Source organism: Mesorhizobium sp. M0189, assembly GCF_040322135.1.
Lineage (GTDB): Bacteria > Pseudomonadota > Alphaproteobacteria > Rhizobiales > Rhizobiaceae > Mesorhizobium.
This window is the reverse complement of record NZ_JAMYSW010000001.1, coordinates 191,786-213,030: the sequence shown is the minus strand read 5'-3', so window position 1 is coordinate 213,030 and position 21,245 is coordinate 191,786. Positions and strand designations below refer to the sequence as shown.

At 62.6% G+C, this 21,245-nt stretch carries 22 protein-coding genes and 1 tRNA gene; 6 read left to right on the top strand and 17 right to left on the bottom strand.

The genetic code is table 11. The features are described from left to right. Positions 1 to 7 precede the first annotated feature (7 nt). The 4 genes from NKJ09_RS01000 to tig all read right to left on the bottom strand — a co-directional run bounded on the left by NKJ09_RS01000 (position 8) and on the right by tig (position 3,814). Positions 8 to 940 carry a heme o synthase gene (locus NKJ09_RS01000; protein ID WP_352495382.1) on the bottom strand — a complete coding sequence of 311 codons (933 nt, stop codon included), beginning with the start codon at positions 938 to 940 and terminating at the stop codon, positions 8 to 10. 147 nt (positions 941 to 1,087) lie between these two features. After that, complete coding sequence (locus NKJ09_RS00995; protein WP_502896297.1) at positions 1,088 to 1,441, bottom strand: c-type cytochrome; 354 nt, start codon at positions 1,439 to 1,441, stop codon at positions 1,088 to 1,090. A 212-nt stretch (positions 1,442 to 1,653) separates the two neighbouring features. Next, complete coding sequence (locus tag NKJ09_RS00990) at positions 1,654 to 2,178, bottom strand: hypothetical protein (RefSeq protein ID WP_352482143.1); 525 nt, start codon at positions 2,176 to 2,178, stop codon at positions 1,654 to 1,656. A 160-nt stretch (positions 2,179 to 2,338) separates the two neighbouring features. Next, positions 2,339 to 3,814, bottom strand: coding sequence for a trigger factor (gene tig, locus NKJ09_RS00985; protein WP_352495412.1), 1,476 nt, complete (start codon positions 3,812 to 3,814; stop codon positions 2,339 to 2,341). Positions 3,815 to 4,157: 343 nt separating this feature from the next. Between tig and NKJ09_RS00980 the strand changes: the two genes are divergently transcribed. Next, a tRNA-Leu gene (locus tag NKJ09_RS00980) sits at positions 4,158 to 4,242 on the top strand. A 148-nt stretch (positions 4,243 to 4,390) separates the two neighbouring features. Here the strand turns inward: NKJ09_RS00980 and NKJ09_RS00975 are convergent. Both NKJ09_RS00975 and NKJ09_RS00970 read right to left on the bottom strand, forming a co-directional pair. Then, positions 4,391 to 4,972 (bottom strand): GDYXXLXY domain-containing protein, encoded by a 582-nt coding sequence (locus NKJ09_RS00975; RefSeq protein ID WP_352495383.1) that lies wholly within the window; start codon positions 4,970 to 4,972, stop codon positions 4,391 to 4,393. Further along, positions 4,969 to 6,081: a DUF2157 domain-containing protein gene (locus tag NKJ09_RS00970; RefSeq protein ID WP_352495384.1), complete on the bottom strand. Its 1,113-nt coding sequence runs from the start codon at positions 6,079 to 6,081 to the stop codon at positions 4,969 to 4,971. The genes NKJ09_RS00975 and NKJ09_RS00970 overlap by 4 nt, the downstream gene beginning before the upstream one ends. A gap of 222 nt (positions 6,082 to 6,303) precedes the next feature. On the opposite strand from NKJ09_RS00970, the gene NKJ09_RS00965 reads away from it, so the two are divergent. Further along, positions 6,304 to 6,444 (top strand): DUF1127 domain-containing protein, encoded by a 141-nt coding sequence (locus tag NKJ09_RS00965; RefSeq protein ID WP_023720174.1) that lies wholly within the window; start codon positions 6,304 to 6,306, stop codon positions 6,442 to 6,444. Between the two features lie 48 nt (positions 6,445 to 6,492). Continuing rightward, positions 6,493 to 6,633, top strand: a complete 141-nt coding sequence (locus NKJ09_RS00960; protein ID WP_023678914.1) for a DUF1127 domain-containing protein — start codon at positions 6,493 to 6,495, stop codon at positions 6,631 to 6,633. A gap of 336 nt (positions 6,634 to 6,969) precedes the next feature. Here NKJ09_RS00960 and NKJ09_RS00955 read toward each other — a convergent pair whose 3' ends face one another. After that, the gene (locus NKJ09_RS00955) at positions 6,970 to 7,521 is read right to left on the bottom strand and encodes a hypothetical protein (protein ID WP_245278626.1); all 552 of its coding nucleotides are present in this window, start codon (positions 7,519 to 7,521) and stop codon (positions 6,970 to 6,972) included. Between the two features lie 149 nt (positions 7,522 to 7,670). Here NKJ09_RS00955 and trmFO point away from each other — a divergent pair, with 149 nt between their 5' ends. After that, positions 7,671 to 9,080, top strand: a complete 1,410-nt coding sequence (gene trmFO, locus NKJ09_RS00950; protein WP_023720176.1) for a methylenetetrahydrofolate--tRNA-(uracil(54)-C(5))-methyltransferase (FADH(2)-oxidizing) TrmFO — start codon at positions 7,671 to 7,673, stop codon at positions 9,078 to 9,080. A gap of 26 nt (positions 9,081 to 9,106) precedes the next feature. Here trmFO and NKJ09_RS00945 read toward each other — a convergent pair whose 3' ends face one another. The 4 genes from NKJ09_RS00945 to yajC are packed head-to-tail and all read right to left on the bottom strand — an operon-like array spanning position 9,107 to position 13,310. Continuing rightward, the gene (locus NKJ09_RS00945) at positions 9,107 to 9,934 is read right to left on the bottom strand and encodes a phytoene/squalene synthase family protein (RefSeq protein ID WP_023720177.1); all 828 of its coding nucleotides are present in this window, start codon (positions 9,932 to 9,934) and stop codon (positions 9,107 to 9,109) included. 25 nt (positions 9,935 to 9,959) lie between these two features. Further along, positions 9,960 to 10,349, bottom strand: a complete 390-nt coding sequence (locus NKJ09_RS00940; protein WP_023720178.1) for an Mth938-like domain-containing protein — start codon at positions 10,347 to 10,349, stop codon at positions 9,960 to 9,962. Positions 10,350 to 10,364: 15 nt separating this feature from the next. After that, positions 10,365 to 12,917, bottom strand: coding sequence for a protein translocase subunit SecDF (secDF, locus tag NKJ09_RS00935; RefSeq protein ID WP_352762215.1), 2,553 nt, complete (start codon positions 12,915 to 12,917; stop codon positions 10,365 to 10,367). A gap of 51 nt (positions 12,918 to 12,968) precedes the next feature. Beyond that, positions 12,969 to 13,310, bottom strand: coding sequence for a preprotein translocase subunit YajC (yajC, locus tag NKJ09_RS00930; RefSeq protein WP_023678921.1), 342 nt, complete (start codon positions 13,308 to 13,310; stop codon positions 12,969 to 12,971). On the opposite strand from yajC, the gene NKJ09_RS00925 reads away from it, so the two are divergent. Both NKJ09_RS00925 and NKJ09_RS00920 read left to right on the top strand, forming a co-directional pair. Next, positions 13,216 to 13,437, top strand: coding sequence for a hypothetical protein (locus NKJ09_RS00925; protein WP_210164500.1), 222 nt, complete (start codon positions 13,216 to 13,218; stop codon positions 13,435 to 13,437). The genes yajC and NKJ09_RS00925 overlap by 95 nt on opposite strands. 160 nt (positions 13,438 to 13,597) lie before the next feature. Next, positions 13,598 to 14,473, top strand: a complete 876-nt coding sequence (locus tag NKJ09_RS00920; protein ID WP_023720180.1) for an ATP-binding protein — start codon at positions 13,598 to 13,600, stop codon at positions 14,471 to 14,473. Positions 14,474 to 14,569: 96 nt separating this feature from the next. Here the strand turns inward: NKJ09_RS00920 and NKJ09_RS00915 are convergent, their stop codons facing one another. The 6 genes from NKJ09_RS00915 to tatB all read right to left on the bottom strand — a co-directional run bounded on the left by NKJ09_RS00915 (position 14,570) and on the right by tatB (position 21,206). Continuing rightward, positions 14,570 to 16,102 carry a peptidoglycan DD-metalloendopeptidase family protein gene (locus tag NKJ09_RS00915; RefSeq protein ID WP_352482134.1) on the bottom strand — a complete coding sequence of 511 codons (1,533 nt, stop codon included), beginning with the start codon at positions 16,100 to 16,102 and terminating at the stop codon, positions 14,570 to 14,572. Positions 16,103 to 16,454: 352 nt separating this feature from the next. Continuing rightward, entirely contained in the window at positions 16,455 to 17,120 is a 666-nt protein-coding gene (locus NKJ09_RS00910; RefSeq protein WP_352762213.1) for a protein-L-isoaspartate(D-aspartate) O-methyltransferase, read from the bottom strand. After that, positions 17,117 to 17,875, bottom strand: coding sequence for a 5'/3'-nucleotidase SurE (gene surE, locus NKJ09_RS00905; protein WP_023720063.1), 759 nt, complete (start codon positions 17,873 to 17,875; stop codon positions 17,117 to 17,119). The genes NKJ09_RS00910 and surE overlap by 4 nt, the downstream gene beginning before the upstream one ends. Next, the gene (serS, locus tag NKJ09_RS00900) at positions 17,875 to 19,179 is read right to left on the bottom strand and encodes a serine--tRNA ligase (RefSeq protein WP_352495387.1); all 1,305 of its coding nucleotides are present in this window, start codon (positions 19,177 to 19,179) and stop codon (positions 17,875 to 17,877) included. The genes surE and serS overlap by 1 nt, the downstream gene beginning before the upstream one ends. Positions 19,180 to 19,641: 462 nt before the next feature. After that, complete coding sequence (gene tatC / locus NKJ09_RS00895) at positions 19,642 to 20,505, bottom strand: twin-arginine translocase subunit TatC (RefSeq protein WP_023720061.1); 864 nt, start codon at positions 20,503 to 20,505, stop codon at positions 19,642 to 19,644. Further along, positions 20,502 to 21,206: a Sec-independent protein translocase protein TatB gene (gene tatB / locus NKJ09_RS00890; protein ID WP_023720060.1), complete on the bottom strand. Its 705-nt coding sequence runs from the start codon at positions 21,204 to 21,206 to the stop codon at positions 20,502 to 20,504. Before tatB ends, tatC begins: the two co-directional genes overlap by 4 nt. Positions 21,207 to 21,245: the final 39 nt, after the last annotated feature.

The window sequence follows — 21,245 nt, the reverse complement described above, 5'->3', positions numbered from 1 at the left end:
GCCGGGCTCAATAGCCGGCTGACGCGACCACTCGCATTACAATGGTGTCGGCAAGCAGCGCCGCGAAGATCGCGAAAAGATAGACAATCGAATACGCAAACAACGCCTTTGCCGGCTTCATCTCCTTGTCGGCGACGAGGACCTTCCAGGCGTGCCAAATGAACCCTGCGCCCAACGCTGCTGAAGCAGTGCCGTAGTATCCGCTGGCGAAGCCGAAGGCCCAAGGAAGCACGCCGATTGGCGCCAAGACCAGCGAATAGGCGAAGATTTGTTTTCTGGTCGAGTGCTGGCCGGCCACATTCGGCATCATCGGGATGCCCGCCGCGGCATAGTCGCCGACCTTGAAAAGGGCCAGCGCCCAGAAATGAGGCGGCGTCCAGAGGAAAATGATCAGAAACAGAATGACACTTTCGATGCCGATTGCGCCGGTTGCAGCCGCCCACCCGATCACCGGAGGAAGGGCGCCTGCCGCGCCGCCTATGACGATATTCTGTGGCGTCGAGCGTTTCAGCCACATCGTGTAGATAACGACATAGAAAAAGATGGTGAACGCCAACAGCGATGCGGCAAGCCATCCCACCAGCACGCCGAGCGTCATGACCGACAGTGCGGAAAGCACCAAGCCGAAGCCGAGAGCTTCGCCAGGCGTGACGCGGCCTGACGGAATTGGTCGCTTGGACGTGCGAGACATCAAGGCGTCTATGTCTGCGTCGTACCACATATTGAGCGCGCCGGCCGCCCCTGCTCCAACCGCAATTGCGCCGATGGCGATTACGGCGATAACTGGATTCATTACGCCGGGCGCCATCATCAGGCCGACGAACGCAGTAAACACGGCAAGCGCCATGACCCGTGGTTTCAAAAGCGCAAGGAAATCACCCGCCGTCGCCTCCGAGAGGCGGATGCCGGTATCCTTGAGACGGCTTTCTTCAGTCGACATTCAGACGACCACCGATGGGAACGGCAGCCTAGCCGGCCAATGTCTTTTTTGCAACAAGCCGCCCTCCCCACCGACACTGCCGGCAGATTGCGGCCGAGGCTATGCCTCGACCTGTTTGCGATACCAAGATCCGGCGGAAGAGCCGCGTTATTTGGAGAATTGCTTCAGATAGGCAATGACATTGACGATGTCCTCGTCTTTCTTGAGGCCGGGAAACGCCATCTTCGTTCCTTTGACCATCGCCTTGGGATCGCGAAGGTAGCTCGTCAGCGTGGCCTCATCCCATTTGACGCCGGACTTGCCGGCCTCGGTCATCGCCTTGGAATAGCTGAACCCCGGATGCGTGCCGGCCGTTCGGCCGATGACGCCGTTCAACGACGGACCGACCTTGTTCTGATCCTTGTCCGCGACGTGGCAGACCTTGCATTTGGCGAAGACCTTCTCACCCGCCGCGGCATCCTGAGCCCACGAGGGGCCGGCGATGACGGTCGCGACCGACATAATGATAAAAAACACAATGGCACGCATGGCATTTCCTCCCTGATCGCCAATTTGCCCTGGCTGACCTGCACAGGCCGACATCTAGTCCGCTGGCATGCGCTCTTGAATGGCAGAACGGATATCCACTGCCTGGAGTTGCGGCACCTACATACCACGGAACCCGGCCGGCAGGTAGAGTTCGGCCATGCAAAGGTTTCATGCGGACAATCTGCTCAAGGCAATTTGGTGTTGCAGGTGGTGGCGATCCGGCCGACCGCCTCTTCAACTCCGGCGAGGTCAAACTCGGCTTTGCCGCGCCCCGACAGCAGCCCGAACCGCCAGGACAGCAGCAGCCGGTCCGCGGAAATCAGTCGCCTGATGCCGTCGGCACCGTCGCGCACCAGCATCCTGCTGCGCGGGCCGACCGACCAGCTTTCGTTGAGCTTGCCGGATTGGTCGACAGTCACCGACATGGCGATGGTTCGGCTGGCGGAAACAGTATCGCTCAGCTGCAGCCATTCGCTCCAACGCGGTTCGCCGGCGGTCCGGCAGGCAATCGTCAATACCGGGCTGTAGCTCAATGCGCCGCCGCCGGTGATGAGCTTGTTGGTAGCGTAAAGCGAGGCGGTGACAAGACCGTCGCTGGTCTTGTCGAACCGCCAGTTGTCGAGAACCGTGTCAGCCTGGGCGATGCCGTAGACCGACGCAAGCAGGAACGCCGCCGCGACCACGCTTCCGATACCGAAGAACTGTCTCAACGATGCCTCCAACAACCGCTGCGATCCGCAACCCAGCGCAGATAATCATCAAAGCTTCGTATCGCCACCTCGACCGCCAGATGCGTGAAATCCGTTGCGCCCGCGCCACAACGAAAAAGGCCGCCTCGAGAAGGCGGCCTTTTGGAATTCAGCAGGGACGTTATTCAGCCTCCTTGGCGGCCTTCTTCTTCGGCGCAGCCTTCTTCTTGGGCTCTTCAGCGTCGTCGTCGGCCTTCTTGGTGTCGGCTTTTTTCGCAGCCGCCTTCTTCGCCGGCTTGGCCTTGGTCGTCTCCGTATCCTCGTCGTCGGCCAGCAGCTCTTCCTTGCTGACCTTGACGTCGGTGACCGAGATCTGGCCAAGCAGATGGTCGACCACCTTCTCTTCGAACATCGGCGCGCGCAACGTATTCAGCGCCTCGGGATTGTTGCGATAGAATTCGAAGGCTTCCTGCTGCTGGTTGGCCGGATAGCGACGCACCTGCTCGAACAGGCCGCGCTGCAATTCCTCGTCCGTCACCGTGACGCCGGCCTTCTCGCCGATTTCGGCGAGAACCAGGCCGAGACGCACGCGGCGCTCGGCAAGCCGCATATATTCGGCACGCGCTTCCTCTTCCGTCGTCTCTTCGTCCGCAAAGGTGCGCCCGGCGGCTTCGAGATCGCGGTTGACCTGGTTCCAGATGTTGTTGAATTCGGCCTCGACGAGCTTGGACGGCGCCTCGAACGAGTAGGCGGCGTCGAGTTGGTCGAGCAACTGGCGCTTGACCTTCTGGCGCGTCATCGAGCCGAACTGATTTTCGATCTGACCGCGCACCACCTCGCGCAGGCGCTCCAGCGACTCCAGGCCGAGGTTTTTGGCCATCTCGTCGTTGATCTCAAGTTCGCCGGGCTTCGACACTTCCTTGACGGTCACGTCGAAAGTGGCTTCCTTGCCGGCCAGATGCGCCGCCTGGTAGTTTTCCGGGAAGGTAACCGTGACCTGCTTCTCGTCGCCGGCCTTGCTGCCGACCAGCTGGTCCTCGAAGCCAGGGATGAATTCCTTCGAGCCGAGCACCAGCGGCTGATCGGTGCCGGCGCCGCCGCCGAAGGCTTCGCCGTCGATCTTGCCGACATAATCGAGGGTCACGCGGTCGCCCTCGGCGGCCTTGCCGGTCTTCGGCTCATAAGTGCGCGCCGACTCGGCGACACGCTTGACCTGTTCATCGATCTCCTCATCAGGCACTTCGAATACATGACGCGTCACCTTGATGTCGGAGAAATCCTTGATCTCGATCGGCGGAATGACCTCATAGTTCAGGCGGAACTCGAAATCTGCGCCGCCGGCCAGGATCTTCTCGGCTTCCTTCTCGTCCTCGGTCATGATCACTTCGGGCTGCATGGCAGCCTTTTCGCCGCGCCCGGTGATGATCGAACGGGTCGAGTCGTTGAGGATCTCGTTGACCACTTCGGCCATGAACGATTTGCCATAGACTTTGCGCAGATGCTGCACCGGCACCTTGCCGGGGCGGAAGCCGTTGATGCGGACCTTGTTCCTGGCGTCGGAAAGCCGCGCCATCAGCTTGGCTTCCATGTCACCGGCCGGCACGGTGATCTTGATCTCGCGCTTGAGACCGGAGTTGAGCGTTTCGGTGACCTGCATCATAAAACCTTTGTTTCCACCAATGAGGCCGTCAAACGGCCCCTGCCGTTCACAGCCTGCCGGTATGATCTTGCCGGGAATGGCTTTTGGTGCGGGACTTGGCGATTTGTCCGCCCAACGCGGCACAAATCCTCCAGAAATACGCTCCAAAATGTGAATAAGTCTTTGTTTTTCCTACTTCTTATCACATTCTGCAGAAGCGGATCGTCGCGTCCCGTCACATTCGACACGCCTTTTGTCACAGGCGACGCTGATTTTCAACCATCTTTGCATTCCGGCCAATGATGCCGATGTGGGCTCTGACATTGACAGAATGATGGCTACATGGGATTGGCCGGGCAATGCGGATGTGGCGGAATTGGTAGACGCCCTGGATTTAGGTTCCAGTGCCGAAAGGCGTGGGGGTTCGAGTCCCTTCATCCGCACCACCCTTCGCTCTTCGAGCTTCGGGTGGCAGGCCGCTCGAAGCTCGTTAGACGAAGGAGTGCCCTCCGAAGCCTTGGCGGAGGAGGACAGGCGCCACTATGGCGCACCATTTCGATCCCCCGAGCGCCGACACCTAGATTCTTCCACGCTTCAATAGAGCGGCTCCTCGAACAGCGTCTTGTCGCCGTCCACCAGCGCCTTGATCTGCGCCGTGCCGTTGGCCGCGATCGCGACGCGGATGCCGAACGGCCGCACCCGCATGTCGTTCTGGATCGCCATCCCCTCGCCTTCCGGCAAATAGAAGCGCTCGATGCCGTAATCCGGCGCGATCGTCGTGGCTGCGCTGAGATCCGAGCCCTCGGAGACGTGTCCGACGATATCGGCTTCACCGGATGCTGCCGGCACCGGCGCTTGCCCGAACCAAGCCGCGGTCGGACCCCAATAGCCGTAGGCGCCCGGCTTCAGCCTGACCACGATCGGCGTGTCGTCACTCGCCAGCTTGCCGGGTGGAATGTTGCCGATCAGCTTCACCGGTATGCGCGAAATGTCGTAGCCGAGCAGAATGTAGTCACCACGCAAGAGATCGCGCGGATCGATCGGCTCAACCCTGAGCAGGACTTGCTTGCCGTCGCGCAGGATCGCCGCGCGTCCGGCGATGATCCAACTCAGAAAGCCGATCTGGACGAGCGCCAGGACCAGCGCCGAGATGATCAGTCTTTTGCCGGTCATCATGCTGCTGCACCTGTCATATCCGGAGCGTTCATGCGCTTTTCTATGCGGATGATAATGAAAGCAAGAACGGCGAGAAGCACCGCCGCCGCAAGGAAGAAGCCTGCCGTGTCGAGCATTGATTGCAGCATCACCACATAGATGATGGCGAGTTCGAAGGCGAAGCCCGCATAGGCAACCCAGCGCAGTCCCCGGCTCTCCCGGCCGCCCAGCACGATCGCCGCGACGATGCCGGCCAGCGCAACAGCCGAGGCAATGGCGAAGCCGCTGCTGTAGCTGCTTTCATCCGCCAGTTCGAACTGGATCATCGCCAGGCCGGTGAGAAAGCCGATCAGCGCGTGCAGGGGCAGCCTGCCACCCAGTTGCAAGATCCTGTCGACCGGCCGGGCAGCAAAGATCGCAGCGATAAAAAGCAGCACCGACGCGACAACGAGCGGGATAGCGACTTGCAGCGTGTCGTACCGCGTCACCAGGAGCACGAGATAGAACAGCACCGACAGGATGATCAGGTGGCGCGCCGCCTGGCTGCGCGTCCAGAACGAAACGGCAAACAGCACCAGCGCCATGACGACGAAGAGATGCGGGAATTCCGCGCGATACTCGAAGCCTTTCAGGAACAGCCAGGCATCGGCGATGCCGACGGCAGCGACGGTCAGCGGGTTCGAGCGCAGCGCCACCGCCGCCAGCGCCGTGCCGGCGCCCCAGGTGACCACGGCGGAGGCCTCGTCGCCAGACAAATGGTACATCTGGCCGATCAGCGCGATCGATCCGCCGAACGCTGCTGCCGCGACGATCCACAGCGCTTCGCCGATCGCCGCATGGTCACGCATTTTCAGCACCGCGCCGCCGACATAGCCGGCAAGGATAACGGCAAAGAGTGCTGCGACCCGTACCAGCCGCGGGATGACTTCCCAGTTGGCGGCGATGAAGATCAGGATGGCCGCGCCGAACAACAGTGCCGCCATCATCGCCAGGATCGAGCCGAAGCTCAGCGATTTGCGTTCGTTGGCCTCGACGTCGCGCGTCAGCACGTCGGCTGTCGGCGCGTCGATCAGGCCGGCCTGCTGCCATCGTGCGATATCCAACCTGACCCGTGACGAATAGCTCGCCATGCCCCTCCCCCTTTGTTTAGCCCTTTTAGCTCGTCCGCCCAAGCGTTTGACCTAACGGCATTTTCCGATCTGGGCAGAAAACTGGACGCGCGTTAATGCTGCAATGCACAATTTGCATTGCTGCCATGCACCAATAGCGCTTTTAAATCGATATGACCCCTCTTATCTTCACGGTGCACACAAAGACGGAATGATCCGAAAGAAAGACGAAACGAGAATACCATGAACCTGATCCGCAACTATCGCAACTGGCGCCGCTACCGGGACACCGTTTCTGAGCTGAGCCGCCTGAGCACCCGTGAACTGACCGACCTAGGCATCAGCCGCGGCGACATCCACTACGTCGCCCGCAAGGCGGTCTAATCCTTTCGGACCGCAAATGGCCCGAACCAGTTTTGAAAGAGAACGACAATGAACCTGATCCGCAACTATCGTAACTGGCGCGTCTACCGCGAGACGGTTACCGAGCTGGGTCGCCTGTCAAACCGCCAGCTCAATGATCTCGGCATCGTCCGCGACGAGATCAAGATGGTCGCTCGCAGGGCGATCTAACCAGCAGAATTTCGCCAGGGTCGACCTCCTCCCCGACCCTGACGGATACGGTCAGCCTTCACCTCCTCCCGAGGGTTGACCACAAAAACGGCGCCCGCCGGACCTCCTCCCCCGGCGGGCGTTGTTTCTAAGAAGGGTTTCGCGCCCTTTCAAATGGCGAAAGGAATTTCGTCAAAGCCGACCTCCTCCCCGGCGATGACGAATACGGTCGATCTTCACCTCCTCCCGAGGATCGGCCAACAAAACGACACCCGCAGGACCTCCTCCCCCGGCGGGTGTTGTTGTTTTCAGGCTCGAAACGCCCTGGGAGCCGTTTTTGGCGGGACGTCCCCGTCGTCAGTCCAGCGCGCCGCTCTTCAGCACGCCTCGCTTCTTCCACTGGCTCAGCGGAAAAATATCCGGCGCGCCGCCCATCGGCGCATACCAGGAATCCACCACCCATTCTGTACCGCCGCGGTCGCTGATCACCGCCGTCCAATGCGGATAGCGCCCGTCGACAAACAGGCCTCGCGAGGCCTTGTCCTCGACCTTATGAAACCTGAGCAGTTTTCGCTCGGCAAGATAGACCAGCAACGCATGCGTATTGGTCGATTCGTCGACACAATCCATCTGGCCCCTGACGCGCGATGCACCGAATTTCGACTGCGGCTGGTCGCGGACGCCGATGGCCTGGAAAATGCGCTGTTCGAAATAGCGGACGGCCTTCGAAATAGCGGAGCGCTCGGCCTGGGGCGAACCCGCGCCCGCACGCAGGATAGAGCGGAAACGCGCACCGTCACTGGGGCCAAGCGCCAGCGTCGTGCGATAGTTGCAACCGTAACCATGGCATATGGGGATCCGCTTGGAAGCCGTCGCGGCCGGTTCGCCGGCCGCTGCTGATCCGCCCACGGCGATCACGACTGTCAGAAATGTCGCTCTGGCAAAGACCCCGAGACTCCCACCCATTCGCAATAGTAGACGATTGCAGCGCGTGGCGGCAACAGCGCGGCTGATTCGTGTAATTGCAATCGCCGCGCCAAGGGATTATTTCGGCGCTCATGAACACAAATCCCATTCACGTCATCGGTGGCGGTCTCGCCGGCTCCGAAGCTGCTTGGCAGGCGGCCGAAGCCGGCATTCCGGTTATCCTGCATGAAATGCGTCCCGTCCGCGGCACCGATGCGCACAAGACCGACGGGCTGGCCGAGCTCGTCTGTTCCAATTCCTTCCGCTCCGACGATGCGCAAGCCAATGCCGTCGGCCTGCTGCATGCCGAAATGCGGCTCGCCGGTTCGCTGATCATGAGCGCCGGCGACGCGCACCAGGTGCCGGCCGGCGGTGCGCTGGCCGTCGACCGCGACGGATTTTCCGAAGCGGTCACCAGAAAGCTCGAAGCGCACCCACTCATCACCATCCGGCGCGAGGAAGTGCCTGGCCTGCCGCCGGCGGACTGGGACCAGGCGATCGTCGCCACCGGCCCGCTGACCGCCCCTTCGCTCGCCCAGTCGATCGCGGAAGCAACCGGCGCCGACGCGCTCGCCTTCTTCGACGCCATCGCGCCGATCGTCCATTTCGACACGATCGACATGGATATCTGCTGGTTCCAGTCGCGCTACGACAAGGTCGGCCCCGGCGGCACCGGCAAGGATTACATCAACTGCCCGATGGACAAGGAGCAGTACCTTGCCTTCGTGCAGGCGCTGGTCGACGGCCAGAAAACCGAATTCAAGCAATGGGAAGGCACGCCCTATTTCGACGGCTGCCTGCCGATCGAGGTGATGGCCGAGCGTGGCATCGAGACATTGCGTTACGGGCCGATGAAGCCGATGGGGCTGACCAATGCACACAATCCGTCTGTAAAGGCCTATGCCGTCGTCCAGCTTCGCCAGGACAACGCACTGGGCACGCTCTACAACATGGTCGGCTTCCAGACCAAGCTGAAGCACGCCGAGCAGGTGCGCATTTTCCGCACCATTCCTGGGCTGGAAAACGCCGAATTCGCCCGCCTCGGCGGCCTGCACCGCAACACCTACATCAATTCGCCGACGCTGCTCGACGCTTCGCTGCAGTTGAAGTCGCGGCCCGGCCTGCGTTTTGCCGGCCAGATCACCGGCTGCGAGGGCTATGTCGAGAGTGCCGCCATCGGCCTGCTCGCCGGGCGTTTCGCCGCCGCCGAAAGGCTTGGCCATGCGCCGTCGCTGCCGCCGTTGACCACCGCTTTCGGCGCGCTGCTCAACCACATCACCGGCGGCCATATTGTCTCCGACGACGAGCCGGGAAAGCGCTCTTTCCAGCCGATGAACGTCAATTTCGGCCTGTTCCCGCCCGTGGACGCGCCAAAGATCGAAGGCAAGCGACTGCGCGGCAAGGACAAGACGGTCGCCAAGCGGCACGCGGTGACATCGCGCGCGCTCGCCGACTGCCGCGAATGGCTCGGGCTGCCGGCGCAGGCGGAAGCTGCGGAATGACGGTCGGGTTGGCTACGCGGCAGCCTTTATGCGACCGGCCAGCCCCGCGTTGCGCGCCGGAACAAGAGCCAATGCCGGTGCAAGGCCGAAAGCCGCACCGCGCCATCAAGCGGTGAATGGCGGGAGCCGTCCATCTTGCCGAGATAGGCGCCCGTCAGCGCCAGCGGCAGAAACGCCGGACGCAGTGAAATCGGCAGGGCGGACGCCCCCTGCTCGAAAGCTGAGAGATGCTCGCGTGCCAGCGCGATCATCGCGGCAACGGCGCGTTCCGCGCCCGGCCCGCCGTCACCTGTAGCGAACTCTTGCGGCGACGATCCCGCCGCAGCCAGAATGTCGGCCGGAACGAAGCACTGTCCCCGCTTACGATGCAGCGGCAGCAGAAGCAGGAGACCGGTCATCGCCTGCGCACAACCTGCCCTGCCGGCAAGTTCGGCAAAGCGCGGTGCTTCGACCGGATCGAGCACCATCGCCGCAAGCTGGATGAGCGCGGCGGCAGTCTCGCCGCAATAGCCTTCGAGATCGGTGCGCGACGGCATCGGGTCGTCATAGAGATCGAAGACGCGCGCTTCGAGCATATTGTCGAAAGCGGCCTTGGGCAGGCGGTGAGCGGAAATAGTCGCCCTCAGCGCGTCCGCCACGGGATGGCCGACCTTAGCGCGATCCTCTTCGGCGGCGATGACGTCTCGCCACCATTGCAGCCGGACTTCACCCGGCAGCGCTTCGCGGATGCGATCGCGTATGCCGGCAATTTCGGCGTTGAAGGCATAGAGCGAAAACACCGCGTCCCGCTTGTCTTCGGGCGCGTAGAGCGCGGCGAGATAGCGGTCATGATCGGCGGCGCGCACCGTCTCCATGACGGCTTTGGTGTTTTCGGCCACGTCAGTCGACGGCGATGAGTGCTGCGGCCACGGCGCGGTCTTCAGCCAGCAGCACATTATAGGTCCGCACTGCCGCCCCGGTCGACATCGGATCGGCGGAAATGCCGGCATCCTTCAGCGCAGCACGCAACGCCGCCGGCAATGGCCTCAGATCCTTGCCGCTGCCGACCAGCAGGATCTCGACCTTGTCGGCCTCGTTGAACAGCTTGGTGAAATCCGCTGCCGTCAGCGCCAGCGGATCGGCCGGCTCCCAGCCATAGATGCCAGAAGGCAGGCACAGCAGCGAGCCGCGGTGCGACATGTCGGCAAAGCGGAAACCGCCATTGCCGTAAGCCTCGATCGGTGCGCGGCCGGGGAAATGCGCCTCGCGGATGACGATGCCCTTGGCCACTTTTGCGGCAAGCCGTCAGGTGGCTATGGCTTTGCCGCCGCCCACCGGCTTTTCCTCATCGGATGCTGTGGCCTGCGGCCGCAGCTTGAACAAGATAAGCAGTGGCGCGGCGATAAAGATCGACGAATAGGTGCCGAACACGACGCCGAACAGCATGGCCATGGTGAACGAGCGGATCACCTCGCCGCCGAACAGCACCAGCGCCAGCAGCGCCAGGATCGTCGTCACCGAGGTCAGCGTCGTCCTCGACAGCGTCTCGTTGATGGCGTTGTTCAGCAATTGCGGCAGCGGCATTCGCTTGTATTTTCGCAGATCCTCGCGAACACGGTCATAGACGACGATCGTATCGTTGAGCGAATAACCGATGATGGTGAGGATCGCCGCCAGCGACGACTGGTTGAATTCCAGGCCGGTAATGACGAAGAAGCCGATCGTCATGACCACGTCATGCACGGTCGCAACGATGGCGCCGACCGCGAACTGCCATTCGAAGCGGAACCAGACATAGATCAGGATGCCGAGCAGCGCGACAAGCATGGCGATGGTGCCTTGCTTGGCAAGCTCGCCCGAGACCGTCGGCCCGACCACTTCGACGCGGCGGAAATCGTACTGGTCTTGCAGTTCGCCGCGCACCTTGTCGATGACGGTCTGCTCGGCATTCTCGCCGCCCTCCTGCGTACCGACGCGGATCAGCACGTCGTTCGGCTCGCCGAACTGCTGAACCTGCACCTCACCGATATTGAGTTCCGTCAGCCTGCCGCGGATGTCGGCCAGATCGGCATTGCCGGTCTTGGACTGCACCTCGATCAGCGAGCCGCCCTTGAAATCGATGCCGTAATTGATGTCGATGGTCATGAACCCGACGACCGACAGGACTGAAAGCACGCTGGACAGCGTGAACGTCCAGCGGCGGATGCCCATAAACGGAATTTTCGTTCCGGGCGGAACGAAAGTCACAGGCGCCCGCGGCAACTCCTTCGGACGGGCCCGGCGAAGCCAGATCGACACCAGCAGGCGGGTGAAGGTGAAGGCGGTGAAGACCGTGGTCAGGATGCCGATGGCATAGGTGACGGCAAAGCCCTTCACCGGCCCGGTGCCGAGATAGAACAGCACCACGGTCGCGATCAGCGAGGTGACGTTGGAATCGACGATTGTGGCCAGCGCCTTGCTGAAACCGGTATCGATCGCCTGGATGACCGAGCGGCCGGCACGTCGCTCCTCGCGGATGCGTTCATAGATCAGCACGTTGGAATCGACCGCCATGCCGATGGTCAGCACGATACCGGCGATACCGGGCAAGGTCAGCGTCGCTCCAAGCAGCGACAGCAGCCCGACGATCATCGCCACATGCACCGCCAGCGCGATGTTGGCGAGGAAGCCGAAGAAGCCGTAGGCGACGAACATGAACGCCACAACCAGGATCGAACCGATGATGCCGGCGATTTTGCCGGCATGAATGGAATCCTGTCCGAGGCCAGGGCCCACCGTGCGCTCCTCGATCACCGTCAGCGTCGCCGGCAAGGCGCCGGCGCGCAGCAGCACGGCGAGGTCGTTGGCGCTCTCAGCGGTGAAATTCCCCGATATCTGGCCGGTGCCGCCGGGGATCGGTTCGCGGATCTGCGGTGCCGAAATCACCTGATTGTCGAGGATGATGGCAAACAGCTTGCCGACGTTCTGTGATGTCGCCTGGCCGAACCGCTGCGCCCCTTTCGAATCGAAGCGAAACGAAACAACCGGCTCGTTGTTCTGGGAGTTGAACGTCGCCTGGGCATCGACGAGGTTTTCACCCGAAACGATGACGCGGTTCTCGATCAGATACGGAACCGGCGGGTCGTCCTGCGAATACAGCACCGAGGATCCCGGCGGCGGACGGCCGTTCAGCGCGTCCTGCACCGGCATCGATTGGTCGACCATCTGGAAGGTCAGCTTGGCGGTCTGGCCAAGAATTTCCTTCAGCCGTTGCGGCTCTTGGAGACCCGGCACCTGCACCAGGATGCGGTCGTCACCTTGCCGCTGCACGATCGGCTCGGTCGTGCCGAGTTCATTGACGCGGCGGCCGACGACCTCGATCGACTGCGTCAGCGCTGCCGAAGTACGATATTTGATGCCCGCATCGGTGACGGTGAACTTGAGCAGGCCGGGCTCGGAATCATCCAGCGTCATCTCCTGGATCGAGCCGCCGCTGAACAAGCCGGCCGCCACCGGATCGGTCAACGTCTTCAACGCCTTCTTGGCAGCCTCAATCTGTGCGGGATCGGTGATGCGGACCTGCACCGTGCGGCCCGTTCCGGCAAGGCCGGTATAGCCGATCTTGGCATCGCGCAGCAGCGTCCTGATTTCGTCGCGCGTCGTCTCCAGCCGATCTTTGATCAGATCGTTCGGATCCATCCTGAGCAGGATATGCGAGCCGCCCTGCAGGTCGAGGCCAAGCGTCATCTGCCGCTTCGGCACCCAGTCGGGCAGCTTGGCCAGCGTGCTGGCGGAAAAAAGGTTGGGCGCAGCGAGGACCACTGTGGCGGCCACGGCCAGCCAGATCAGGATCATCTTGAAGCGCGAAAAATAAAGCATATGGCGTCGTCCGTCAGGGCGTACTGGCGGATCGTTCCGCCGACAATTCGGTTATTTCTTGGCGTTCTGGTTCGCCACCGGCTCGCCCTTGACGCGCACGTCGGCAAGCGTCGAGCGCAGCGCCGTCACCTTGGTGCCGCCGCCAAGGTCGATCTCGAGCTCGTTGTCGTCGATCACCTTGGTAACCTTGCCGACCAAGCCGCCGCCGGTGACAACGGTGTCGCCGCGGCGAACCGCCGCCAGCATCTCGCCGCGCTTCTTCAGCTGCGTGCGCTGCGGCCGGATGATCAGAAAATACATGATCACGAAAATCAGAGCAAACGGCACGATCTGGATAAACATTGCGGACGAGTCCCCGCCGATGCCTTGGGCGTATGCCGGTGTCACGAACATCGAGGTACTCCTGAACTTTGAAAAACAGCCGCAAGGCGGCCCCGCCAAATTTGGCCGGAATATAGTCGGTAACGTTGCCAATGCAACTGCGCTGCCGGGCAAATCGGCTGCTTTTCCGGCCTGGTGAGCCGTGTTAGAGGGTGATCACGAAAAGCGATGCTCGGTTTTCGCAAAAGATCATGCCCGAACAAATGCTTGGGACGAGTTTCGAAACCGCTGAAATCAGGTAGGTTGCCCTACCGCACCGTCCTGAACGCGAAACAAAACGCGAAACAAAAAGACAAGAGATGACCGACAGCCCTATCGATATCCTGCACCAGAAGCTCGACCGCCTGATCGAGGCGGTCGCCCGCCTCGCCCCGCCGCCGGTGCCTCAAACCGACCTCCGCGAGGCCGATTGCTTCGTCTGGCAGGCCGATCCCGGCTATCTGGAACCGGTGCGCAAGGTCAACCGCGTCGATATCGGCCTGATCCGCGGCGTCGACCGCGTCCGCGACATATTGGTCGACAACACCGAGCGCTTCGCCTCCGGCTACGCTGCCAACAACGTGCTGTTATGGGGCGCGCGCGGCATGGGCAAATCGTCGCTGGTCAAGGCGGTACACGCCTCGGTCAACGCTTCGGCGAAGCCCGACGTGCCGCTCAAGCTTATCGAGATCCACCGCGAAGACATCGACACGCTGCCGAAGCTGATGGGCCTGCTGAAGGCAGCGCCGTTTCGCTTCATCTTGTTTTGCGACGACCTGTCATTCGACCATGACGACACATCCTACAAATCGCTGAAGGCAGCACTTGAAGGCGGCGTCGAAGGCCGCCCGGCCAACGTCATCTTCTATGCCACCTCGAACCGGCGGCATCTGTTGCCGCGCGACATGATCGACAATGAGCGCTCGACCGCGATCAACCCGTCGGAAGCGGTCGAGGAGAAGGTTTCGCTGTCGGACCGCTTCGGCCTGTGGCTTGGCTTCCACAAATGTTCGCAGGACGAATATCTCGACATGATCGATGGCTATGTCCGCCATCATGATCTGGCCATCGATCCCGAGACGCTGCGCGCCGAGGCGCTGGAATGGGCGACGACCCGCGGCAGCCGTTCGGGCCGCGTCGCCTGGCAGTTCACCCAGGATCTGGCAGGCCGGCTCGGAAAATCGCTCAAGGACTAGCCGCTCAAGGACTGGCAACAGAAGAAGCCCGCACCTTGCGGAGCGGACTTCCTCGGCGGGCTGAAGGTCAGGCGGCCCGCAAAATCGGATTTTTCTCTATTCGAGATAACCCGACGGATCGACCGGCGCCGAGTTCTTGCGCACTTCGAAATGCAGTTTCGGCGAGTCGGTGGTGCCGCTCATGCCGGACAGGGCGATTTCCTGGCCGCGCTTGACCTTCTGGCCGCGCTGCACCTCGATCGAGCTGGCATGGCCGTAGACGGTGACCAGACCGTTTTCGTGACGCACCAGCACTGTGTTGCCGAATTCCTTGAGGCCGTCTCCGGCATAGATGACGACACCGTTTTCGGCTGCCTTGACCGGCGTCCCCTCAGGCACGGCGATGTCGACGCCGTCCTTGCCGCCGCCGAAGCTGGAAATCACGCGGCCGCGCACCGGCCAGCGCATCTTGCCGATGCCGGTTGCATCCGGCGCCACCGCATCGTCGTCCTCGGCCTGCTGGATGACTTTCGCGTCCTTCTTCGGCGGCGTGTAGGAGGCGAGCGTCTGCGTCGGCGTGCCCTTGGCCGGCGGCTGGGTGGTGGCCGTCGTCACCGGATCGACCTTTGCCGGCTTCGCACTGGCGACGACAGCGGTTCCGCCTGCCGGCACTTTCAGGGTCTGGCCGATCTTGAGCAGTCCATCCTGCATGCCGTTCGCCTGCTTCAGCGCAACGACGCCGACGCCGGTCTTCCTGGCGATGGCGGACAGCGTATCGCCTTGCTGAACCGTGTAGGTGCCGCCGGCTCCGGCCGGCTTGGCCGTCGCCGAAGCAGTTTTTGGCGCGGCCTTTCCATCCTTCGGCTGGCTTGCGGCAGCCGAGGCATCCACCTGCGCGGCGGACTTGCCTTCCCTGACCTTCGGCTGCTGCGGCAGCACGGCCACCTTCTCCGGCGCATCGGCCGGCTGGTCGTGCCTGGTGCCGTTCGCGGGCTTGGCGTCGGCGACTTTCGGCGCGGCGCCGTTGCTCGAATACGCATAGGCCGGGATGACGAGCTTCTGGCCGGTCTTCAGCCCTTTGGTCGCGCTCAGCCCGTTCACTTTCATGATGGCGTCGGCCGGCACGCCGTAGCGCCGCGACAGGCCGGAAATGGTCTCACCGTCCTTGACGACGATCTCGGTTGCATGCGGTGCGCCGGCGGCCGTCGCCACGCGCGGCGCGTCGGGCTCGGCGTTCTTGAACGGCCTTGCCGCAGGAGCGACGGTGCCGGTTGCCGTCCTGTCGACACGAGGAGCGGCAGGCGCCAGGGCCGGCGCGGCAGCGGTACGCACCGGGCGAGCGGCGGGTGCCAGGGCGGGAGCCGGCGGCGGCAATTGCTGCGCCGTAACCGGTTCGAGGCTTGAGCGGCTGACCGACTGGGTGTGGCTGCCGTCGATCGGCGCGGCCGCAACATCGCCCGGATAGGGCTGGGCAGCATCCTGCTTGTCGATGATGGCGCGCTGGTTGTTGGTCGAGGCGGTGAACACGTCGTCGACGCTGTTGAACCGCGCCACCTGGGAACTACACCCCGTCGCAGCGCCTGCAATCATGAGGACGGCGCAGCCACGCGCCAGATTGCGTCCGTTTGCCTTCAAAACACTGAATTGCATCGCACTAACCCGCACAGACCCGGTACAACTGAACCTGATTAAAGCGCGTTAATGTTACCGGTCGGTTAAACCTGTAGAATCAGACGCAAATTTTCTTAAAATGTTTCGAGGAAGGCTCTCAGCTTCGTCATCCTAGGGCGGAGCAGGAGCGGAGCTCCGTCGCGGAGACCCTGGGATCCATTCCGTGACATTGGCCGAAGAATGCGGCGGAGCAGAATTCTGCACCCTTGCAACGCCTCAAGGGCGTGGCATGGATCCTAGGGTCTGCGCTGTGTCGCTCCGCTCCTCGCTGCGCCCCAGGATGACGAAGCACCAGGCTTCGGCTGCCGCCAAGCGGCCGATGGTTAGGATATCAAATCACCGCCGCGACACTGCGCAGGATCGGCTGCAGACGCACCAGGCCGATATCCTCGCGTTCGAAGCGGCTGCCGACCTTGGTCAGCTTGGCCAGCACCTGCTTGCCCTCGTCGGGTCCGATGGGCGCAATGACGATGCCGCCGCTCGACAATTGGTCGAGCAGGAAACGCGGCAGGCTGTCGAAGGCCGCCCAGGCGACGATGCGGTCGAACGGCGCTTCGTTGGCCAGCCCGTTGGAACCGTCCGCCTGGCGCACGATGACGTTGCCGATGGCGAGTGCCTCGAGACGCTGCCGGGCCTGTTCGGCCAGCGTCTTGTAACGGTCGATGGTGACGATCCGCGCGGCAAGCCGCGACATCACCGCCGCCGTGTAGCCGGACCCGGTGCCGATCTCGAGCACGCGGTTGCGCGGTTCGATGGCAAGTGCCGCGATCACCGCCGCCTGCAGGTCGGCGCCTTCGATGGCCTCGCCGCATTCGATTGGCAGCATACGGTCGGACCAGGCAATCGAGTGGAAATGCGGAGACAGGAAGCCGCGCCGCGGCGTCGCCTCGAAGGCGGCGATCAGCGCCTTCGGCACCGTGCCCCTGCCGCGCAGGCGAAGCAGGAAGGCAGCGAAACCTTCGCGTTCGTCGAACGTTGCAGCGTGATTCAAGTTCATGCGAGCGCCTTGGCCAGTTGATCGCGGATTTCATGCGCGGTGAGATCGAGCTGCAGCGGCGTCACCGACACCAGCCGATTGCGCAAGGCATGGAGGTCGCTGCCTTGCTTGCCCTCGACCGGCTCGCGGCCGAAGCGCAGCCAGTAGTAAGGCAGGCCGCGCCCGTCGCGCCGCTCGTCGACCCACAGGCTGTGGACCAGCTTGCCCTGCGAAGTGACCACAGTTCCGGCGATCTCTTCCGGCGCACAATTCGGAAAATTGACGTTGAGCAGCACGCCGTCCGGCAACGGCATGGCGACGAGCTTTTGGAGCAGCGCCGGCGCCAGCGCCTCGGTTGTCTCATAGGGAACGACGCGATCCTCGCCGACATAGGAATAGGCCTGGCTGATGGCGATCGATCGCACGCCGAGCAGCGCGCCTTCCATGGCACCGGCGACCGTGCCCGAATAGGTGACGTCGTCGGCGATGTTGGCGCCGGAATTGACGCCGGACAGGATCAGGTCAGGCGCTTCGGGCAGGATCTTTTTCACGCCCATGATGACGCAGTCGGTCGGCGTGCCGCGCACCGCAAAGTGCTTTTCGCCGATTTTCCTGAGGCGAAGCGGCTCCGAGATCGACAGCGAATGCGCATAGCCGGACTGGTCCTGTTCCGGCGCCACCACCCAGACGTCGTCCGAGAGCGTGCGGGCGATGCGTTCGAGCGATGCAAGGCCCTCGGCATGGATGCCGTCGTCGTTGGTCAGAAGGACGCGCATTATTTCGATTCGATCTTTTCCAGACCGCCCATGTAAGGCCGAAGCGCTTCAGGAATGGTTACGCTGCCGTCTTCATTCTGGTAATTTTCGATGAGGGCAATGAGAGCGCGGCCGACGGCGGTGCCCGAACCGTTCAGCGTGTGGACGAAGCGATTGCCCTTGCCGTCCTTGTCCTTGTAGCGGGCGTCCATGCGCCGCGCCTGGAAATCGCCGCATACCGAGCACGACGAGATCTCGCGATAGGCATTCTGGCCGGGCAGCCAGACCTCGATATCGTAGGTCTTGCGCGCGCCAAAGCCCATGTCGCCGGTGCACAGCGTCATGGTGCGGAACGGCAGGCCGAGCCGCTTCAGCACCTCCTCGGCGCATTGCGTCATGCGCTCGTGCTCGGCGACTGACGAGTCCTGATCGGTTATCGACACCAGCTCGACCTTGTAGAACTGGTGCTGCCGCAGCATGCCGCGCGTGTCGCGCCCGGCCGAGCCCGCCTCCGAGCGGAAGCAAGGCGTCAGCGCGGTATAGCGCAGCGGAAGTTTTTCGTGCGGCGTGATCTCATCGCGAACGAGATTGGTGAGCGGCACTTCGGCGGTTGGGATTAGGCCAAGCCTGCCGTCCCCAGGCCGAACGAAGAATAAATCCTCCTCGAATTTCGGCAGCTGCCCAGTCCCGAAAAGCGCCTCGTCGCGCACCATCAGCGGCGGCTGGATCTCCGCATAGCCGTGCTCGGTCGTATGCAGGTCGAGCATGAACTGGCCGAGTGCGCGCTCCATCCGCGCCAGTCCGCCTTTCAGCACCGTGAAGCGCGAGCCGGAAAGCTTGGCCGCACGCTCGAAATCCATCATGCCGAGCGCTTCGCCGATCTCGAAATGCTCCTTCACCCAGTTCGGCCGCGTCGGCACCTCACCGACGACGCGCTTGACGACATTGTCGCGCTCGTCCTTGCCGACCGGCACATCGTCGAACGGCACGTTGGGCAGCACCGCCAATGCGTCGTTCAGCGCCTTGTCGAGCTCGCGTTCGCGCGCCTCGCCGTTCTGGATGAAGGCCTTGATCTCGCCGACCTCAGCCTTCAGCCGTTCGGCAAGGGCGGCATCGCCCGAGCGCATGGCATTGCCGATCTCCTTCGATGCGGCGTTGCGGCGTTCCTGCCTGGTCTGCAGCTCGGTCAGATGCTCGCGCCGCGCCTCATCCGCGGCGATCAGATCGTCGACCGTGGACTGCGCCTCCCCGGCCGACCACGAGCGCTTCTGAAGCGCCTCGACAAGGGTCTTCGGGTTGTCGCGAATCCATTTGATGTCAAGCATGGTCTGTTCGTCCTCGGCGCAGCGGTTTCGGGACAACGAAATGCCCAAAACAAAGACCAGAGGGCGTAAACCGCATCCCTGATCGATGCAAGATGTGAAGCCTGGCGTTTCCTCACGCCCCCCTCTGTCCTGCCGGACATCTCCCCCACGAGTGGGGAGATTGGCCGCCATAGCGGCTTTCGCCAATCTCCGGCGCTGAAAAAGCAAGCCGTCGCCCAAGCTGCCGATCTCCCCCCAAGTGGGGGAGATCGGCAGGACAGAGGGGGGGGCGCTGTCCCGCCGACCTCAGGTAGGCAGCACTCGCAACATTTGGTCGAAAGGAACCTGAAACAAAAACCCGCCTCAGAGGGCGGGTCGTCGGCGCCGAATCAGCACTATACCCAGATTAGTAGCATAGCTGCCGGCACAAAGCAAGAACAAAGTTGCTGCGGCCGGAAGAAAGATGCCAGCCGGTAACCCCACCTACGTCGACGACGCGTCCGCCGGCTTTTCGGCCACCTCTTCCGTGGCGTCCTGCTTTTCGCGGGCGACACGGTCGCGCTCCTTGCTGCGCTCGATCAAGCGAGCCGACCAGATCGAGACCTCGTAGAGCAGGATCGTCGGAATTGCGAGGCCGATCTGGCTCATCGGGTCGGGCGGCGTCAGCACCGCCGCCACGACGAAGGCGATGACGATCGCCCATTTGCGCTTCTCGGCCAACCCTTGCGACGACAGCATGCCGACCCGCGTCATCAGGCTTGTCACCACCGGCAACTGGAACACCAGGCCGAAGGAGAAGATCAGCGTCATGATCAGGCTGAGATATTCGGACACTTTCGGCAGCAGCGAAATCTGCACCTGGTCGTTGGTGCCGGTCTGCTGCATGGCGAGGAAGAACCACATCACCATCGGCGTAAAGAAGAAATAGACCAGCGACGCGCCCATCAGAAACAGGATCGGCGAGGCGATCAGGAACGGCAGGAAGGCATTGCGCTCGTTCTTGTAGAGGCCGGGCGCGATGAATTTGTAGATCTGCGTGGCGATCAACGGAAAAGCGATGACCATACCGCCGAACATGGCGAGCTTGACCTGGGTAAAGAAGAACTCCTGCGGCGCCGTATAGATCAGCTCGACCTTGTGCGGATCGAGCCCGGCCCATTGGGTCGCCCATCTGAACGGGATCACCAACAGGTTGAACAGCTTCTTGGCGAAGAAGAAGCACACAAGAAAAGCAACGAAAAAACCGCCGATCGACCACATCAGCCGCCGGCGCAACTCGATCAGGTGCTCCATCAGCGGAGCCGACGATTTTTCGATCTCGTCCTTTTCCGTGTCCGAAGTGCTCACTTGGCGGCTCCCGCCGTTTTCGTGGCGGCCGGCTTCTTCGTTGCTGCCGCAGGCTTCTTCGCTGCTGCCGCCGGCTTCTTCGCTGCTGATGACTGCGCTTTCGGCTCAGCTTTTGTGGCGACCTTTGGCGCAGCGGCCTTTGCCGGCTTGGCCGGCACGGCAGCCGCGGCTTTCGCGGGCGCCGGCTTCTTCTTTGCCGCCGGCGCTTTTTGCGGCACGGCCGCTGCAGTCGTTTGCGCCTCTACTGCCGGCGCCACGACGGACTCGTCCGTCATCGCCGGAAAGATCGGCGTGGCCGGCGTCGGCTCCGGCGGGCTGACGCCCGGCATCGTCGTCGCGCCGTTCTTCAGCGGCTCGGCTGCCTGCTCTGTCGAGGCGGCCTCGACCGCCGGCTTGGGTTTCATCACGGCATCGACGCCGGAACGGACGTCGGCGGCGGCCTGCTCGAATGGATTGAGCTGCTTCCTGATCTCGGCTGCCGGATTGAGGCTTCTCAGCGAATCGACCGACTTCTTGACGTCGTCGAGTTCGGCTTCCTTCAGTGCGTCGTTGAACTGCCGCTGGAAATCCGACGCCATGGCGCGCAGCTTCGCCGTTGTGCGGCCGAAGGTGCGCAGCATGTTGGGCAAATCCTTGGGCCCGACGACCACGATCATGACGATCGCGATCACCAGCATCTCGGTCCAGCCGACTTCGAACATGGCTATACGTTCCGACTCAAGTTTCAGGCCGACTCAAGT

What these genes read in the sequence shown, in the direction of transcription:
- NKJ09_RS01000 (WP_352495382.1), bottom strand. Translation starts at nt 940, where the DNA reads ATGTCGACTGAAGAAAGCCGTCTCAAGGATACCGGCATCCGCCTCTCG.
- NKJ09_RS00995 (WP_502896297.1), bottom strand. Translation starts at nt 1,441, where the DNA reads ATGTCGGTCGCGACCGTCATCGCCGGCCCCTCGTGGGCTCAGGATGCC.
- tig (WP_352495412.1), bottom strand. Translation starts at nt 3,814, where the DNA reads ATGCAGGTCACCGAAACGCTCAACTCCGGTCTCAAGCGCGAGATCAAG.
- NKJ09_RS00975 (WP_352495383.1), bottom strand. Translation starts at nt 4,972, where the DNA reads ATGATGACCGGCAAAAGACTGATCATCTCGGCGCTGGTCCTGGCGCTC.
- NKJ09_RS00970 (WP_352495384.1), bottom strand. Translation starts at nt 6,081, where the DNA reads ATGGCGAGCTATTCGTCACGGGTCAGGTTGGATATCGCACGATGGCAG.
- NKJ09_RS00965 (WP_023720174.1), top strand. Translation starts at nt 6,304, where the DNA reads ATGAACCTGATCCGCAACTATCGCAACTGGCGCCGCTACCGGGACACC.
- NKJ09_RS00960 (WP_023678914.1), top strand. Translation starts at nt 6,493, where the DNA reads ATGAACCTGATCCGCAACTATCGTAACTGGCGCGTCTACCGCGAGACG.
- trmFO (WP_023720176.1), top strand. Translation starts at nt 7,671, where the DNA reads ATGAACACAAATCCCATTCACGTCATCGGTGGCGGTCTCGCCGGCTCC.
- NKJ09_RS00945 (WP_023720177.1), bottom strand. Translation starts at nt 9,934, where the DNA reads ATGGAGACGGTGCGCGCCGCCGATCATGACCGCTATCTCGCCGCGCTC.
- secDF (WP_352762215.1), bottom strand. Translation starts at nt 12,917, where the DNA reads ATGCTTTATTTTTCGCGCTTCAAGATGATCCTGATCTGGCTGGCCGTG.
- NKJ09_RS00925 (WP_210164500.1), top strand. Translation starts at nt 13,216, where the DNA reads ATGATCACGAAAATCAGAGCAAACGGCACGATCTGGATAAACATTGCG.
- yajC (WP_023678921.1), bottom strand. Translation starts at nt 13,310, where the DNA reads ATGTTCGTGACACCGGCATACGCCCAAGGCATCGGCGGGGACTCGTCC.
- NKJ09_RS00920 (WP_023720180.1), top strand. Translation starts at nt 13,598, where the DNA reads ATGACCGACAGCCCTATCGATATCCTGCACCAGAAGCTCGACCGCCTG.
- NKJ09_RS00915 (WP_352482134.1), bottom strand. Translation starts at nt 16,102, where the DNA reads ATGCAATTCAGTGTTTTGAAGGCAAACGGACGCAATCTGGCGCGTGGC.
- NKJ09_RS00910 (WP_352762213.1), bottom strand. Translation starts at nt 17,120, where the DNA reads ATGAACTTGAATCACGCTGCAACGTTCGACGAACGCGAAGGTTTCGCT.
- surE (WP_023720063.1), bottom strand. Translation starts at nt 17,875, where the DNA reads ATGCGCGTCCTTCTGACCAACGACGACGGCATCCATGCCGAGGGCCTT.
- serS (WP_352495387.1), bottom strand. Translation starts at nt 19,179, where the DNA reads ATGCTTGACATCAAATGGATTCGCGACAACCCGAAGACCCTTGTCGAG.
- tatB (WP_023720060.1), bottom strand. Translation starts at nt 21,206, where the DNA reads ATGTTCGAAGTCGGCTGGACCGAGATGCTGGTGATCGCGATCGTCATG.